Below are 13,451 nucleotides of genomic sequence, written 5' to 3'. Positions count from 1 at the left end.
GTTCAGACCGAGATGCCCACGGTGAGGGTGGCGGTGTAGCCATCGGTGGTGTTGCCACTCAAGCTGGCCAGTTCCAGCGTGTAGCCATCGCTGAACACGTTGTCGGTGGCGAAGGTGATGGCCGCCAGGTTGCTGACGCTGGCGCTGTAGCCGCTGACGCTGCTGTAAACCTCAGAACAGATGCTGCGGTCAAAGGCGATCTGTGAGGTCTTGAGCTTGTTGCTGTAGCTGGTGGCGGTGGTCAGGCTGCGGTAGACCTCGAAGTGCATGTGTGGCATGCGACCGCTGTAGCAACCCGGGAAGATGGTGGTGAAGCTCAGTTCTCCGTTGCTGTCGGTTTCCTGCACGCCTCGCAGGTAGTTTTCGCCCGTCACCCCGCTGGAGTACAGCGAGTACTTGCCATCTCGCGTGCAGTGCCAGAGGTAGACGGCGTAGCCGGCCAGACTGGCGCAGCTGTTGTTCACGTTGACCAGCTTGAGCGTGATGGTCAAGGGCAGGCCGGCAGCCGTGCCGCTGGCGCTGCCAACGCTGCTGCGGATGTCGCTGCGGACAATGCCACTGAGCGCCAAGGCGTTGGCCACGCTGCCATTGGCTGTGTTGGAGCCATCACCGGGATAGGGCCCGGCGGTTTCTTCGTTGATGACCGAACAGCTGCTGGTGGACGTGTTGGTGGTCGTTGTGGAGGTTGACGTGCTGTCGCTGGAGACCGTGCTGCTGCTGTTGCTGGTGCTGCTGCCGGCATCGCCGCCACCACCGCAGCCCACCAGAGGGAGGGCGCCATAGCCTGCCAGCGCACCCAGCCACAGCACGGCCTGGCGACGGGAGCGCTGCGCCTCGATCGCCTGCAGGTCGTGTTGCAGACCTTGGTCGTGGTCGTGCGGGGCAGGAGCCTGTGGGCGCCCGCCAAGGCGAAGGGGAGAGGGCATGGGCAGGTCTTTCCGTGCGTGGAGGGCGCTGGCTCTGCTTGATGTCAGAGAACCGGGCGCCATCGTGCGCAAGAGATGTTGCTGCTTGACAGGAGGCTCGTGTCGGAGGCGACACAAATGCGACCAGCCCACCAGCCCACCAGCCCCGCCCTCGTGCCTCAGGGCGTTTCCCGGTGCAGCACCCCCTTGAGCGCCACGCCCGTGTGCGTCTTGAGCGCCACGATCTGCTCGGGCGTGCCCTGGCCGGCGACCCTGCCGCCGCCACTGCCGCCCTCGGGGCCCATGTCGACCACCCAGTCGGCCTCGGCGATCACATCGAGGTCGTGCTCGATCACCACCACGCTGTGCCCGCCATCGACCAGGCGGTGCAGCACGCCGATGAGCTTGGCCACGTCGGCCAGGTGCAGGCCCACGGTGGGCTCATCGAGCACGTACAGCGTGTGCGGGGCTTTCTGGCCGCGGCGGGTGATGTCGTCGCGCACCTTGCTCAGTTCGGTGACCAGCTTGATGCGCTGCGCCTCACCGCCCGACAGCGTCGGCGAGGGCTGACCCAGGGTGAGGTAGCCCAGGCCCACGTCCTGCAACAGCTTCAGCGGGTGGGCGATGGCGGGCATGCTGGCGAAGAAGTCGACGGCGTCGTCCACCTCCATCTTCAACACGTCGCCGATGTGCTTGCCGCGCCAGGTGGCGGCCAGCGTCTCGGGGTTGAAGCGCATGCCGTTGCAGGTCTCGCAGTGCACCTTCACATCGGGCAGGAAAGCCATCTCGATGGTGCGGATGCCCTGGCCTTCGCAGGCCGGGCAGCGGCCCTCGCCGGTGTTGAAGCTGAAGCGGCCGGCGCCCCAGCCGCGGGCGCGGGCTTCCAGGGTGTCGGCAAAGAGCTTGCGGATGGTGTCCCAGAAGCCGATGTAGGTGGCCGGGCAGGAGCGCGGCGTCTTGCCGATCGGGGTCTGGTCGACCTCCAGCACGCGGTCGATCACGCCCCAGCCTTCGACGCCATCGCAGCCCACCCACAGGGGCGACTGCTCGGCGCGGTCACGCGGGGGGATGCTCACGGCCGTCTGCACATTGGCCAGCAGCACGTCACGCGCCAGCGTGGACTTGCCTGAGCCGGACACGCCGGTCACGGCCACGAGGCGCTGCAGTGGCACCTTCACGGTCACGTCCTGCAGGTTGTGCAGGCGCGCCTTCTTGACGGTGAGCTGGGGCGTCTCGGGCGTGATGGCGCGCGGTGTGCCGATGGGGTGCTGCATGGGCGAACGCAGGCAGCGGCCCGTGACCGAATCCGGCGCATCCATGATGGCCTGCACGCTGCCCTGGGCCACCACCGTGCCGCCGCGCACCCCGGCGCCTGGGCCGATGTCGATGACGTGTTCGGCGCGGCGGATGGTGTCCTCGTCGTGCTCCACCACCACCAGGGTGTTGCCCTCCTTGCCCAGCGTGTGCAGGGCGTCGAGCAGCATCTGGTTGTCGCGCGGGTGCAGGCCGATGGTGGGCTCGTCGAGGATGTAGCACACGCCCTGCAGGTTGCTACCAAGTTGCGCCGCCAGCCGGATGCGCTGGGCCTCGCCCCCCGAGAGCGTGGGCGCAGCGCGGTCCAGGCTGAGGTAGCCCAGGCCGACCTGCTCCATGAAGCTCAGGCGGGACTTGATCTCGCTGACGATGTCGCGGGCGATGGTGGCCTCACGGCCGTCGAGCTTGAGCTTCTCGCCCCACTTGCGCGCCTCTTTCACCGACAGCGCGGAGAGCTGCGCGATGGACTGCCCGCGCAGCGTCACGGCCCTTGCAATGGGGTTGAGGCGGGCGCCGTGGCAGCTGCCGCAGGCCTCGTCGCTGGCGTCTTCCACGTCGGGTTCGGCAAACGTTTGCTCGCGCCCCTTGTTGTCGTCGCTGACCGAATCGTCCATCACCTTGCGCTGCTCGCGCGTGAGGGCCAGGCCCGTGCCCACGCAGTCGTTGCACCAGCCGTGCTTGCTGTTGTAGCTGAAGAGGCGCGGGTCGAGCTCGGGGAAGCTGGTGCCGCAACGGGGGCAGGCGCGCTCGGTGCTGAACACCTTGACGCGGCCCATGTGCAGGGTCGATTTGCCCGTGGCCAGGGCCTCGGCCAGGCCATCCAGCCCGGCGATGAGGTGGACCACGCCCTTGCCATGTTCCAGCGCGCTGGCCAGCAGGCGGCGCAGCTCCGGCTCGTTCTCGGGCGTGACGACCACGTCGCCCACGGGCAGTTCGATGGTGTGCTCGCGGTAGCGGTCGATCTTGGGGCCACCGGCCGTGCCCCAGCCGGCGCTGGGCAGGAACTCCCCGTCCACCCGCAGGTGGGTGAAGCCCTTGCTGGAGGCCCACTTGGCCAGCTCGGTGTAGATGCCCTTGCGGTTCACCACCAGCGGCGCCATCAGGCCGATGTGCTGGCCGCGGTAATCGCGCACCCACTGCGCCGCGATGGCCTCGGGCGTTTGCGGCAGCACGGGGATGGGATGGCCTTCTGCATCGCGGCACTGGGTGCAGTGCTGGGTGCCCAGCTTGACGTAGAGCAGGCGCAGGAAGTGGTGCACCTCGGTGGTGGTGCCCACGGTCGATTTGCGGCCGCCACGGGACAGGCGCTGCTCGATCGCCACGGTAGGGGGGATGCCGTAGACCGCGTCCACCTCGGGCCGGCCCGCCGGTTGCACCAGCGAGCGCGCATAGGCATTGAGGGATTCGAGGTAGCGGCGCTGGCCCTCGTTGAAGAGGATGTCGAAGGCCAGGGTGGATTTGCCAGAGCCCGACACCCCGGTGATCACGTTGAACTTGCCCCGCGGGATGTGCACGCTGAGGCCCTGGAGGTTGTTTTCGTGGGCGTTGAGCACCTCGATGCTGTCGTGGCCTGGCGCGTGGGCGGCGGCCTCGCGGCGCTTGTCGCGGCGGGCCTTGATCAGGGCCTGCAGGCTGGGGCCGTCGTCTTGCGAGGGGCCGTTGTGGGCCACCGGGGTGAAGTCGGGGCTCACCTCGTAGCGGGCACCGCGTTCTGCCACCCCGATGGCCTCGGCGGCCAGGGCTGCGGCCTGAGCCTGGGCTTGGGCCTTGACGCTCAGCTTGCGCTTCGGTTTGGCGACCGGCGCAGCCTCGTCCGCCTCGGGGGCGGGCAGGGCAGGGGCCGGCACGCTCAGGCCCAGTGATTTTTCATAGTCCAGCAAGGCCAGGGCCGTGTGCGTGTGCCGGGTGCGAAGCTCATCGGTTGAGCCACAGAACACCAGCTGGCCGCCCGCGTCACCGCCTTCGGGGCCCAGCTCGATCAGCCAGTCGCAGGAGCGGATCACATCCAGGTTGTGCTCGATCAGGATGATGCTGTGGCCCGCGTCCAGCAGCTTGCCAAAGGCGCGCATCAGCTTGGCGATGTCGTCGAAGTGCAGGCCGGTGGTGGGCTCGTCGAACATGAAGAGCGTGCCCTTGCGCGCGTTGCGCTGGCCGCTCTTGCTGGCCTGCTGCGCCGTCTCGACCAGGTGGCCGGCCAGCTTCAGGCGCTGCGCCTCACCGCCCGAGAGCGTGGGCACAGGCTGGCCCAGCTTGACGTAGTCCAGGCCCACATCGGCCAGAGGCTGCAGGGCGCGCACCACGTCCACGTCCTGCGCAAAGAGGCGCACGGCCTCGGCCACGGTCAGCTCCAGCACGTCGGAGATGCTGAGCTTCTTGTTCAGGCGCTCGATCTGCACCTCGCGCACCTCGGCGCGGAAGCGCGTGCCATCGCAATCGGGGCAACGCAGGTAGACGTCGCTCAGGAACTGCATCTCCACGTGCTCGAAGCCCGAGCCGCCGCAGGTGGCGCAGCGCCCCGTGCCGGCGTTGAAGCTGAAGGTGCCGGCCGTGTAGCCGCGTTCCTTGGCCAGGGGCGTGACCGCGAAGATCGTGCGCACCGCATCGAAGGCGCCCACATAGCTGGCCGGGTTGGAGCGCGCCGTCTTGCCGATGGGCGACTGGTCGACGAAGTTGACCGCACTCAGCCAGTCTGCGCCGAGCAGCTCGTCGTGCTCGCCAGGCGAATCGGTGGCCTGGCCAAAGTGGCGCAGCAGGGCCGGGTGCAGGATGTCCTGGATCAGGGTCGACTTGCCCGAGCCACTCACGCCCGTCACGCCCACCAGGCGCTGCAGCGGGAAGCTCACTTCCAGGTTCTTCAGGTTGTGCTGGCGGGCGCCCTGCAGGATGAGCTTGGGCGTCTTGTCGGCCACCGGGCGACGCAGGCCCATGCCGATGGTGCGACGCGCGCCCAGGTAGGCGCCGGTCAGGGTCTCGGCGCGCTTGAGGTCATCGGGTGTGCCATCGAACACGATGCGGCCGCCCTGGTGGCCGGGGCCGGGGCCCATGTCGATCACGCGGTCGGCGGCCAGCATCACGGCGGGATCGTGCTCCACCACCACCAGGGTGTTGCCGGCGTCGACCAGGCGCTGCATGGCCACGTTGATGCGGTCCATGTCGCGCGGGTGCAGGCCGATGGAGGGCTCGTCCAGCACGAACAGGGTGTTCACCAGCGAGGTGCCCAGGGCCGTGGTCAGGTTGATGCGCTGCACCTCGCCGCCGCTCAACGTGCGGCTTTGCCGGTCCAGCGTGAGGTAGCCCAGGCCCACGTCGACCAGGTATTTCAGGCGCGTGCGGATTTCGTCGAGCAGCAGCTTGAGCGTGTCGTCATGCCCCTTGCTGGGCAGCGTCACGAATGAGAAAAAGCGCTGCAGCTGCGAGATCGGCAGCAGCATCACGTCGTGCAGGTTCAGGCCGGGCAGCGCCTCCAGGGTGGCACGGGGCAGCTGCGCGCCGCGCGGCATGGTGCGCCTGGCCGCGGGCAGCACGGCTTCGGCGTCTTCGCGCGAGCCCAGTCGCCACAGCAGCGATTCGAGTTGCAGGCGCGCGCCATCGCAACTCGGGCAGGTGGTGTAGCTGCGGTACTTCGACAAGAGCACGCGGATGTGCATCTTGTACGCCTTGCTCTCCAGGTACTCGAAGAAGCGCTTGATGCCGTACCACTGCTTCTGCCAGTTGCCCTTCCAGTCCGGGTCACCGTCCAGCACCCAGGCCTTGTGTTCCGGGCTCATCTGGCTCCAGGCGGTGTCTCGGGGGATGCCGGCGTCGCCCGCGTACTTCATCAGCTCGCGCTGGCAATCGGCCCAGGCGGGCGTCTGGATGGTCTTGATGGCGCCGCCACGCAGCGTCTTCTTGCCATCGGGGATGACCAGGCCCCAGTCCACCCCGATCACGCGGCCAAAACCCCGGCAGGCCGGGCAGGCCCCCGCGGCCGAGTTGAAGCTGAACATGCCCGGCGTGGGCGCGCTGTAGCGGCGGTGGCTCTCGGGGCAGTGCAGGCCGGCCGAGAAGCGCCACAGCTGTGGCTCAGCCGGTGAGCCATCGGCTGCCAGCTCGTCGGACTCAGGCAAGACGTAGACCGTGATGTGCCCGCTGCCACGCTTGAAGGCCACCTCCAGTGCCTCCATGATGCGGGGGCGGTCGAGGTCGGCACCCGTCGGGTCGGCCCCGATGCGGAAGCGGTCGGCCACCACGTCGAGCACCAGGCGCTCGTCCGAGGCCAGGTCCACGTGGGCGGCATCGGCGCCCTTTTTGCCGGTGGCCTTGCTGGTCTTTTTGGCTGCGGCCTTCTTGGCGGCCGGTTTCTTCTTCGGGGATGCGGCATCGGCCTCGCCCTCATCGGCGGCGCCCAGAGAGGCTTGCGTCGTCGTCAAGGCGGCCGAGGGCAGCAGGCTGGCCTTGACCACGCGCTGCGCCTGGATGCGAGAGAAGCCGCTGGCCGAGAGCCACTCTTCCATCTGTTCCGGGCTGGTGTGGGCGGGCAGCTCGGCGCCGAAGGTCACCACCACGCGTCGGCCACCGGGCAGGGCGGCGCAGCGCGCCAGCAGCTCGTCGAACACCGATTGCGGCGAGTCCTCGTGCACCAGCTGGCCGGTGTCCTGGTCGAACAGCTGGCCGGCGCGGGCAAAGAGCAGCTTGAGGTGGTCGTTCAGCTCCGTCATCGTGCCCACGGTCGAGCGCGAGGTGCGCACGGGGTTGCTCTGGTCGATGGCGATGGCCGGGGGCACGCCCTCCACGCGGTCCACGGCGGGGCGGTCCATGCGGTCGAGGAACTGTCGTGCGTAGGCGCTGAAGGTCTCCACATAGCGCCGTTGGCCCTCCGCATACAGGGTGTCGAACACCAGCGAAGACTTGCCCGAACCGCTGGGCCCGGTCACGACCGTCAGCTCACCCGTGTGGATGTCGAGGTCGAGGTTCTTGAGGTTGTGCTGGCGGGCGCCGCGGATGCGGATATCGGACATGGGTCACCTTGCGCTGAACGCGATGCGGTATCGCGGTGCCCCGGTGTTCAGAAGGATGCCTGACCAAGGGGCGCAAACATTGTAGGGACCGAACGGCCCGGCATGTCGCGATCTGCGCATTTGTCCTCAGGCTGTCGCCGGGCCATGACAGGGCTGTGTCCAAACCTTGTCACAAGGCCTTGCACCTGCCCGTTCAAGTTTGCGTCACAACGGCCGTAAAGGGGCTGTGGGCTCCATGCCCGGCGGCCCTTGGGTTGCCTCACCAGGCGTCAGGTGAACAAGCTTTGACGCGCGCTCCTATCTTTCTTGGCCGCGGGCTCACCCCCCGCGGTTTGACTTTCCACCGGGATCAGCGATGTCAACCTGGATCACCAACCTTCCTTTGCGCTTCAAGTTCCTGCTGCTGACCGCCGTGGCCCTGGTCATGGCTGGGGCGCCAGCCCTCATCGTCCTCAGCGAGAAGGTGACGTCCTTGCGCGGCCTCGAAGAAGAGCGCGGCGGCATGCCGCCCACCGAGGCTTCGCTGCACCTGATCAAGCTCATGCAGGAGCACCGAGGCCTGTCCACCGCCTTCCTCAGCGGCGATGCCAGCAAGCTCGCCGACATGAAGGACCGTGCAGCCAAGGTCCAGACGGCCTTGGCCGACACCCGTCAGGCCATCCTGGGGCTGGACAGCGAGCCCACGAACAAGACCATCCAGGGCGTGACCCAGGAGTGGGAGGCCCTGTCCAAGGACGTGGGCAGCGGCGTGCTGACCCCGCCGGTCAGCGTCAAGCGCCACACCGAGCTCATCGCCCGCACGCTCTTGCTGCTCGAGGACATCGCCGCCGTCAGCGGCCTGGCCCTGGACGCCGATGCCGAGAGCTACTTTCTCATCATGTCCACCATCCGTGACGTGCCCCGCCTGACCGAAAAGCTGGGCATTGCCCGGGCCCGTGGCACGGCCATGCTGGTGAAGAACAGCAGCACGCCGGAAGAGCGTCAGACCCTGAGCAACCTGCTCACGGCCGCCAAGACCCACGCGCAGGACGCCCAGCGCAACCTCGATCGTGCCCTGGACGCGGGCAGCCATGACGTCGCCTACCAGAAGGAGGCCGTCGCCAAGGCCGAAGCGGCCGTGCAACGCGGCGTCGAACTGGTGAGCAGCCTGGCCCTGAACGAGAACCTGCCCGACATGAAGGGCGCCGATTACTTCAAGGCCATGACCGAGGTGATCACCGCCCAGTTCGAATTGAACCAGAGCAGCCTGCGCCGCCTGGAAGAGCGCTTCGTCGCTCGCAAGGCTGCCGAGGTCCGTGCCCTGGGGCTGACGGCCACCGTGATCCTGCTGATGGGAGCCCTGGGGGCCTGGTTGTCCATCACCATCACCCGCAGCACCACCCGCACCGTGTCGGAGGCCGTGGCCGTGGCCGAGGCCCTGGCCCGTGGCGACCTGACCCAGCGCATCCGCAGCCACAGCCGCGACGAGATCGGCCGCATGGTCGATACCATGGGCGCTGCCATTGGCCACCTGCAGAACACCATCATCGAGATCAAGGCCGCCAGCGACTCTGTGGCCACGGCCTCCAGCCAGATCGCGCAGGGCAACCTCGACCTGAGTGCCCGCACCGAAAGCCAGGCTTCCTCGCTGCAGCAGACGGCCTCGTCCATGGAAGAGATGTCGGCCACGGTGAACCAGAACGCCGGCACCGCCCAGCAGGCCCATACCCTGGCCAACCAGGCCTCCGCCGAGGCGGCCCAGGGTGGCGAGGCCTTCGCCAAGGTCGTGGCCAAGATGGGCGAGATCAAGCAGACCAGCAGCAAGATCGCCGACATCAACGCCGTGATCGATGGCATCGCCTTCCAGACCAACATCCTGGCCCTGAACGCGGCGGTGGAAGCCGCTCGCGCCGGTGAGCAGGGCCGTGGCTTCGCGGTCGTGGCTTCCGAGGTCCGCACCCTCGCGCAGCGTTCTGCCAACGCGGCCAAGGAGATCAAGAGCCTGATCCACAGCAGCGTCGAGAGCGTGGAAGAGGGCTATGTCCTGGCCAGCGACAGCGGCGAGTCGATCGAGCGCCTGGTGGGCCAGGTGCAGAAGGTCACTGCGCTGATGTCGGAGATCGCGCTGTCGAGCGAACAGCAAAGCCTGGGCATCGCACAGGTCAACCAGGCCGTGACCCAGCTCGACCAGACCACGCAACAGAACGCGGCCCTGGTGGAGGAGTCGTCTGCCGCGGCGTCCAGCCTCAGTGACCAGGCCCGCCGCCTGCAGGATGCGGTGTCACGCTTCCACCTTTGAGCGCGGGGGGGGCAGGGCCCTCGCACATCATGGCAACATCGGGGGCATCCACCTTACGATGCGCCCCATGACCACCAAACGAATCCTCATCGCCCTGCTCGTGCTGCTGGGCCTGCCGGCCCTCTACCTCGTGGCCGTGCTCAACTGGAGCTACTCATCGGGCGAGCGCGCCGGCTGGGTGCAAAAGCTCTCGCACAAGGGCTGGGTCTGCAAGACCTGGGAGGGTGAACTGGCCCTCGTTTCGCAGCCCGGCGCGCCGGTCGAAAAGTTCCTGTTCACCGTGCACGACGATGCCGTGGCCGAGGCCATCAACACCCACATGGGCAAGCGCGTGGCCCTGCACTACGATGAAAAAGTGGGCCTGCCCACCAGCTGCTTTGGTGAAACGCGTTATTTCGTGACCGCCGTGAAGGTGGTGGACGACATCTCTCTGTCGCCCGGCGTGGTGGTGCACAAACCCGCGGCAGAGGCCGACGCCACGGCCTCCGCCGCCTCTGCACCCTGAGGCGCATCAGCGCATCAGCGCACCAGCAGCACCGGCACCTTGCTGCGGGCCAGCACCTGCGTGGCCACCGAGCCGGTCACCAGGTTCATCAGGTTGCCGTGGCCGTGCGAGCCCATGATCAGGAGGTCGTGCTTGCCCTTGTCGGCCACCTTGGCGATGACCTCGGCCGCAAAGCCCACCTTGCTCACGTAGTCGGTGGCCAGGTCGTGCTTGGCGGTGAACTTGCGGATGGGCTTGAAGACGGCTTCGGCCGTGTCCTCGTAATAGCCCTTGAGCTGCTCGGTCGGGAACATGCTGGCCGCGTGGGGCGGGATGCTGGGCACCACCGTCAGCACCGTGTACGTGTGGGAGCCCGACAGCCACTCTTCGTGGGTGGCCAGCCAGGCCAGCATGCGCTTGGTGTAGGGGCTGCCATCGACGGCGAGGAGGATCTTCATGAGGGCCTTTCGTTGAGAGGGTGGACGACGGCTTTCAGTGTCCTCCCCATCGTGGCCCTCGGGCTTGATGGCTGTCAAGCCGCCGGGCGGGCTGGCACCGTCACCACCATCTGGGGCTGAAAGGCTTCCTGCTCGCCCTTGCTCACATAGCCCAGCGGGTTGGCCACCACCCGGCAGGCAAAGGCGCGGCCTTCGCGCTCGCCACGCACCAGGAAGTCGTTGGCGCAGTGCAGGTGGCCGTGCAGCCAGACGTCGGCCAGGGGCAGCAGGTCGTCGAGTGCGTTGCAGAAGCCGGCGGTGCCCGGCGTGAGGCCGTAGCGCGGGTCGGCGCTCATCAGCGTGGGAGCAAAGTGGGTGATGGCCACGGTGGGCCCGTCGAAGGGCTGGGCCAGGGCCTCGCGCAACCAGGCCTGGCAGGCCAGGCCCATCTCCCGCATGCCATCGGCCAACAAAGGCTGGCCCTGCACGAGCGTGGTGTTCTTGCGCAGGTAGAAGTTGGCCGCGCGCAGGGCCTTGTCATGGGCCTGCATCTGGCGCGTGGTGCTGGACTCGTCGCGCGCCAGGGCGTCGAAGTCGCTCCACAGCGTGGTGCCCACGAAGCGCACGCCGTCGATCACGGTGGTCTCGCGCTCCAGCCAGGTGATGCCGAGTTCGGCGCACTGGGCTTGCAGCCGGGTGCGGGCCTCGGTGTACTCGAGGCCATCGAACTCGTGGTTGCCCGGCACATAGACCACGCGCGGCCAGGGCGCACCGTGGCGCGGCGAAAAGCGCGCCAGGCCGAAGTCGTCGCCCTTCAGGCGCGAGCCGGCCTGGTAGGAGCCGATGTCGCCGGCCAGCACCAGCACGTCCACCTCTGGCGCGGGGGCCAGGGTGAAGTCGGGGTGGCGCTCCAGGTGCAGGTCGGAGGCGAGCTGGATCCGCATCGGCCTGGGTTCAAGCTGCAAGCGCGTCGTGCAGGCGCATGGGTGCTTAACCGAGCCGGGGCTCAGTTGGCGCCGTGGCAGTTCTTGTACTTCTTGCCGCTGCCGCAGTGGCAGGGGTCGTTGCGGCCGATCTTGGGCGTGTCGCGCACCACGGTCTCCACCTTGTGGCGCTCGGCGATGCCGATCTGGGCCAGGTCGACCACGTCGAACACCAGGGCCTCGATGGCCTCGTCGATGTTGCGCAGCGGGTGCTCTTCGTCCAGGGCCTTGGTCATGGCCTGCTGGGTTTCGTCCTGCTCGGGCAGATGGCGCCAGATGGAGTCGAGCAGGTCGGGCACGCCGGCCAGGGCGGCTTCTTCCAGTTGCGGGAAGTTGGCCAGGGCCCATTCGAAGCCGGCGCACCAGTAGCCCAGGCCTTCCATGGCGTCCTTGCCTTCGAGCACCTTGCCGTCGTCGTCTTCGATCAGCGGCACGATGGGGTCAAACCAGCCTTCTTCCAGGATGCCGCGCAGGATCTCGTCCTTGCGGCGCGTGATCAGGCTGATCAGCTTGTCGTGCTGGGCCTGCGTCCAGCCTTCGATCTCGCCCTCGGGCATGCCTTCGGTGCCGAAGATGGGAGGCAGCCACTGCTCGGGTTCGAGCATCACGGGCTGCACCAGCACGCCGGCGAGGTAGCCGTCGAGGATGACGGCGTCCACGGTCTCGTACGGTGCGGGCACGGCCCCCAACAGCAGGTCGATCTCGTTGATCTCGGCGTCACTCAGGGCGGGTTTTTTGGTCATATCGGGCAATCAGGGCGCATCAAACCTCTATTGTGCCGGGTTGGGGGCTCCGGGAATGCTTTATGCGTACAGCGCCAGCGTCTTTTGACCGCGCACCAAGCGCAGAAAGGGGTTGCACCATGCTGGACACCGTCACCACCAAGTTCTCCCACGTCAAGCCCGACGACACCGCCTGGCGCGGTGAGGGCCTGCGCGATTTCTTCCTCTACAAGGACCTGGGCGTGGCCGAAGCCACGAACGGCAAGGTGATTGCGCACCTTGTGAAGGCCAACAGTGCCCCAGAAAAAGGCACGGGCTGGCACCGTCATGAGGCCGATTTCCAGATCGTCATCATGACCAAGGGCTGGGCCCGCTTCATGTACGAGGACAAGGAAACCCTGGTCAAGGCGGGCGACTGCGTCCACCAGCGCCCGGGCGTGCGCCACTACCTGTTCGATTACTCGCCCGACATGGAGTACCTCGAGATCGTCAGCCCGGCCGACTTCAAGACGGTGGACGTCGAGCCCGTCTGCGCCATCCCCGACCCCACTCCCTGGAAGTGAGTGAGCGCTCGCCTCTGTGCTGCGCACAGCCGCCACAAAAAAGCCTGCGATGACGCAGGCTTTTTTGTGGGTGCGCGGTCGGGCTGCGGCGGCTCAGAACTCCACGTCGAGCTCGTCGATGTCCAGCGGTTCCAGCTTGGCGGCCTTGGTCCATTCGACCATCTCGGGCTGTGACAGCATCAGGTCACGGTAGGCGGCGCAGACGGGGTCGAGCTTGACGTCGTAGGTGGCAAAACGGGTGCAGACCGGGGCGTACATGGCGTCGGCGATGGTGCGCTGGCTGCCAAACAGGAAGGGCCCGCCGTAGGTCTCGAGGCACTCGCGCCAGATGCTGGTGATGCGGTCGATGTCGGCCTGGGCGCGCGACCACACCTTGAACTTCGGGAAGTGGCCGCGCAGGTTCATGGGCAGGGCCGAGCGCAGGGCGGCAAAGCCCGAATGCATTTCGCCGCTGATGGCGCGGCAGTGCGCGCGGGCCTTGGCGTCGGCCGGCAGCATCTGGGCCTGGGGGCAGGCTTCGTTCAGGTACTCGGCGATGGCCAGTGTGTCCCACACGCGGATGCCGTTGTGCTCGAGGCTGGGCACCAGGATGGAGGACGACAGCAGGAGGATCTCGGCGCGGGCCGAGGGGTCGTCGGGTGGCAGCACGTGTTCGGCAAAGGGCAGGCCCGAGAAGCGCGCCAGCAACCAGCCCCGCAAGGACCACGACGAGTAGTTCTTGCTGGTGATGGTGAGGGTGCTGAGCGCCTCGGTCGACTTCAGGGTCGG

At 67.6% G+C, this 13,451-nt stretch carries 9 protein-coding genes; 3 read left to right on the top strand and 6 right to left on the bottom strand.

Going from position 1 to position 13,451, the window contains the following annotated elements; genetic code table 11:
• Positions 1-2: 2 nt before the first annotated feature.
• Positions 3-926 carry an intradiol ring-cleavage dioxygenase gene (locus QZ994_RS01315; RefSeq protein WP_290867219.1) on the bottom strand — a complete coding sequence of 308 codons (924 nt, stop codon included), beginning with the start codon at positions 924-926 and terminating at the stop codon, positions 3-5.
• A 158-nt stretch (positions 927-1,084) separates the two neighbouring features.
• Complete coding sequence (locus tag QZ994_RS01310; RefSeq protein ID WP_290867217.1) at positions 1,085-7,216, bottom strand: excinuclease ABC subunit UvrA; 6,132 nt, start codon at positions 7,214-7,216, stop codon at positions 1,085-1,087.
• Between the two features lie 355 nt (positions 7,217-7,571).
• Between QZ994_RS01310 and QZ994_RS01305 the strand changes: the two genes are divergently transcribed.
• Both QZ994_RS01305 and QZ994_RS01300 read left to right on the top strand, forming a co-directional pair.
• Entirely contained in the window at positions 7,572-9,494 is a 1,923-nt protein-coding gene (locus QZ994_RS01305) for a methyl-accepting chemotaxis protein (RefSeq protein ID WP_290867215.1), read from the top strand.
• Positions 9,495-9,561: 67 nt separating this feature from the next.
• Positions 9,562-9,999, top strand: coding sequence for a hypothetical protein (locus QZ994_RS01300; protein WP_290867213.1), 438 nt, complete (start codon positions 9,562-9,564; stop codon positions 9,997-9,999).
• A 14-nt stretch (positions 10,000-10,013) separates the two neighbouring features.
• On the opposite strand, the gene QZ994_RS01295 is transcribed toward QZ994_RS01300, so the two are convergent.
• From QZ994_RS01295 to QZ994_RS01285, 3 genes are all read right to left on the bottom strand, one after another.
• Positions 10,014-10,436 carry a universal stress protein gene (locus QZ994_RS01295; RefSeq protein WP_290867211.1) on the bottom strand — a complete coding sequence of 141 codons (423 nt, stop codon included), beginning with the start codon at positions 10,434-10,436 and terminating at the stop codon, positions 10,014-10,016.
• 74 nt (positions 10,437-10,510) lie between these two features.
• Positions 10,511-11,359: a metallophosphoesterase gene (locus tag QZ994_RS01290; protein ID WP_290867209.1), complete on the bottom strand. Its 849-nt coding sequence runs from the start codon at positions 11,357-11,359 to the stop codon at positions 10,511-10,513.
• Between the two features lie 62 nt (positions 11,360-11,421).
• Positions 11,422-12,141 (bottom strand): UPF0149 family protein, encoded by a 720-nt coding sequence (locus QZ994_RS01285; RefSeq protein WP_290867207.1) that lies wholly within the window; start codon positions 12,139-12,141, stop codon positions 11,422-11,424.
• Positions 12,142-12,260: 119 nt separating this feature from the next.
• Here QZ994_RS01285 and QZ994_RS01280 point away from each other — a divergent pair, with 119 nt between their 5' ends.
• Positions 12,261-12,683: a cupin domain-containing protein gene (locus QZ994_RS01280; protein ID WP_290867205.1), complete on the top strand. Its 423-nt coding sequence runs from the start codon at positions 12,261-12,263 to the stop codon at positions 12,681-12,683.
• A gap of 93 nt (positions 12,684-12,776) precedes the next feature.
• Here QZ994_RS01280 and QZ994_RS01275 read toward each other — a convergent pair whose 3' ends face one another.
• Positions 12,777-13,445 carry a glutathione S-transferase family protein gene (locus QZ994_RS01275; RefSeq protein ID WP_290867281.1) on the bottom strand — a complete coding sequence of 223 codons (669 nt, stop codon included), beginning with the start codon at positions 13,443-13,445 and terminating at the stop codon, positions 12,777-12,779.
• Positions 13,446-13,451: the final 6 nt, after the last annotated feature.

Origin of the sequence: Aquabacterium sp., from assembly GCF_021768455.1 — a bacterium.
Taxonomy (GTDB): Bacteria; Pseudomonadota; Gammaproteobacteria; order Burkholderiales; family Burkholderiaceae_C; genus Aquabacterium.
Note: the sequence above shows the minus strand (reverse complement) of the source record. Positions and strands in the feature narration are given on the sequence as shown.

Coding starts and splice junctions, on each gene's coding strand:
- QZ994_RS01290 (WP_290867209.1), bottom strand. CDS start 11,359: ATGCGGATCCAGCTCGCCTCCGACCTGCACCTGGAGCGCCACCCCGAC.
- QZ994_RS01305 (WP_290867215.1), top strand. CDS start 7,572: ATGTCAACCTGGATCACCAACCTTCCTTTGCGCTTCAAGTTCCTGCTG.
- QZ994_RS01315 (WP_290867219.1), bottom strand. CDS start 926: ATGCCCTCTCCCCTTCGCCTTGGCGGGCGCCCACAGGCTCCTGCCCCG.
- QZ994_RS01300 (WP_290867213.1), top strand. CDS start 9,562: ATGACCACCAAACGAATCCTCATCGCCCTGCTCGTGCTGCTGGGCCTG.
- QZ994_RS01280 (WP_290867205.1), top strand. CDS start 12,261: ATGCTGGACACCGTCACCACCAAGTTCTCCCACGTCAAGCCCGACGAC.
- QZ994_RS01310 (WP_290867217.1), bottom strand. CDS start 7,216: ATGTCCGATATCCGCATCCGCGGCGCCCGCCAGCACAACCTCAAGAAC.
- QZ994_RS01285 (WP_290867207.1), bottom strand. CDS start 12,141: ATGACCAAAAAACCCGCCCTGAGTGACGCCGAGATCAACGAGATCGAC.
- QZ994_RS01295 (WP_290867211.1), bottom strand. CDS start 10,436: ATGAAGATCCTCCTCGCCGTCGATGGCAGCCCCTACACCAAGCGCATG.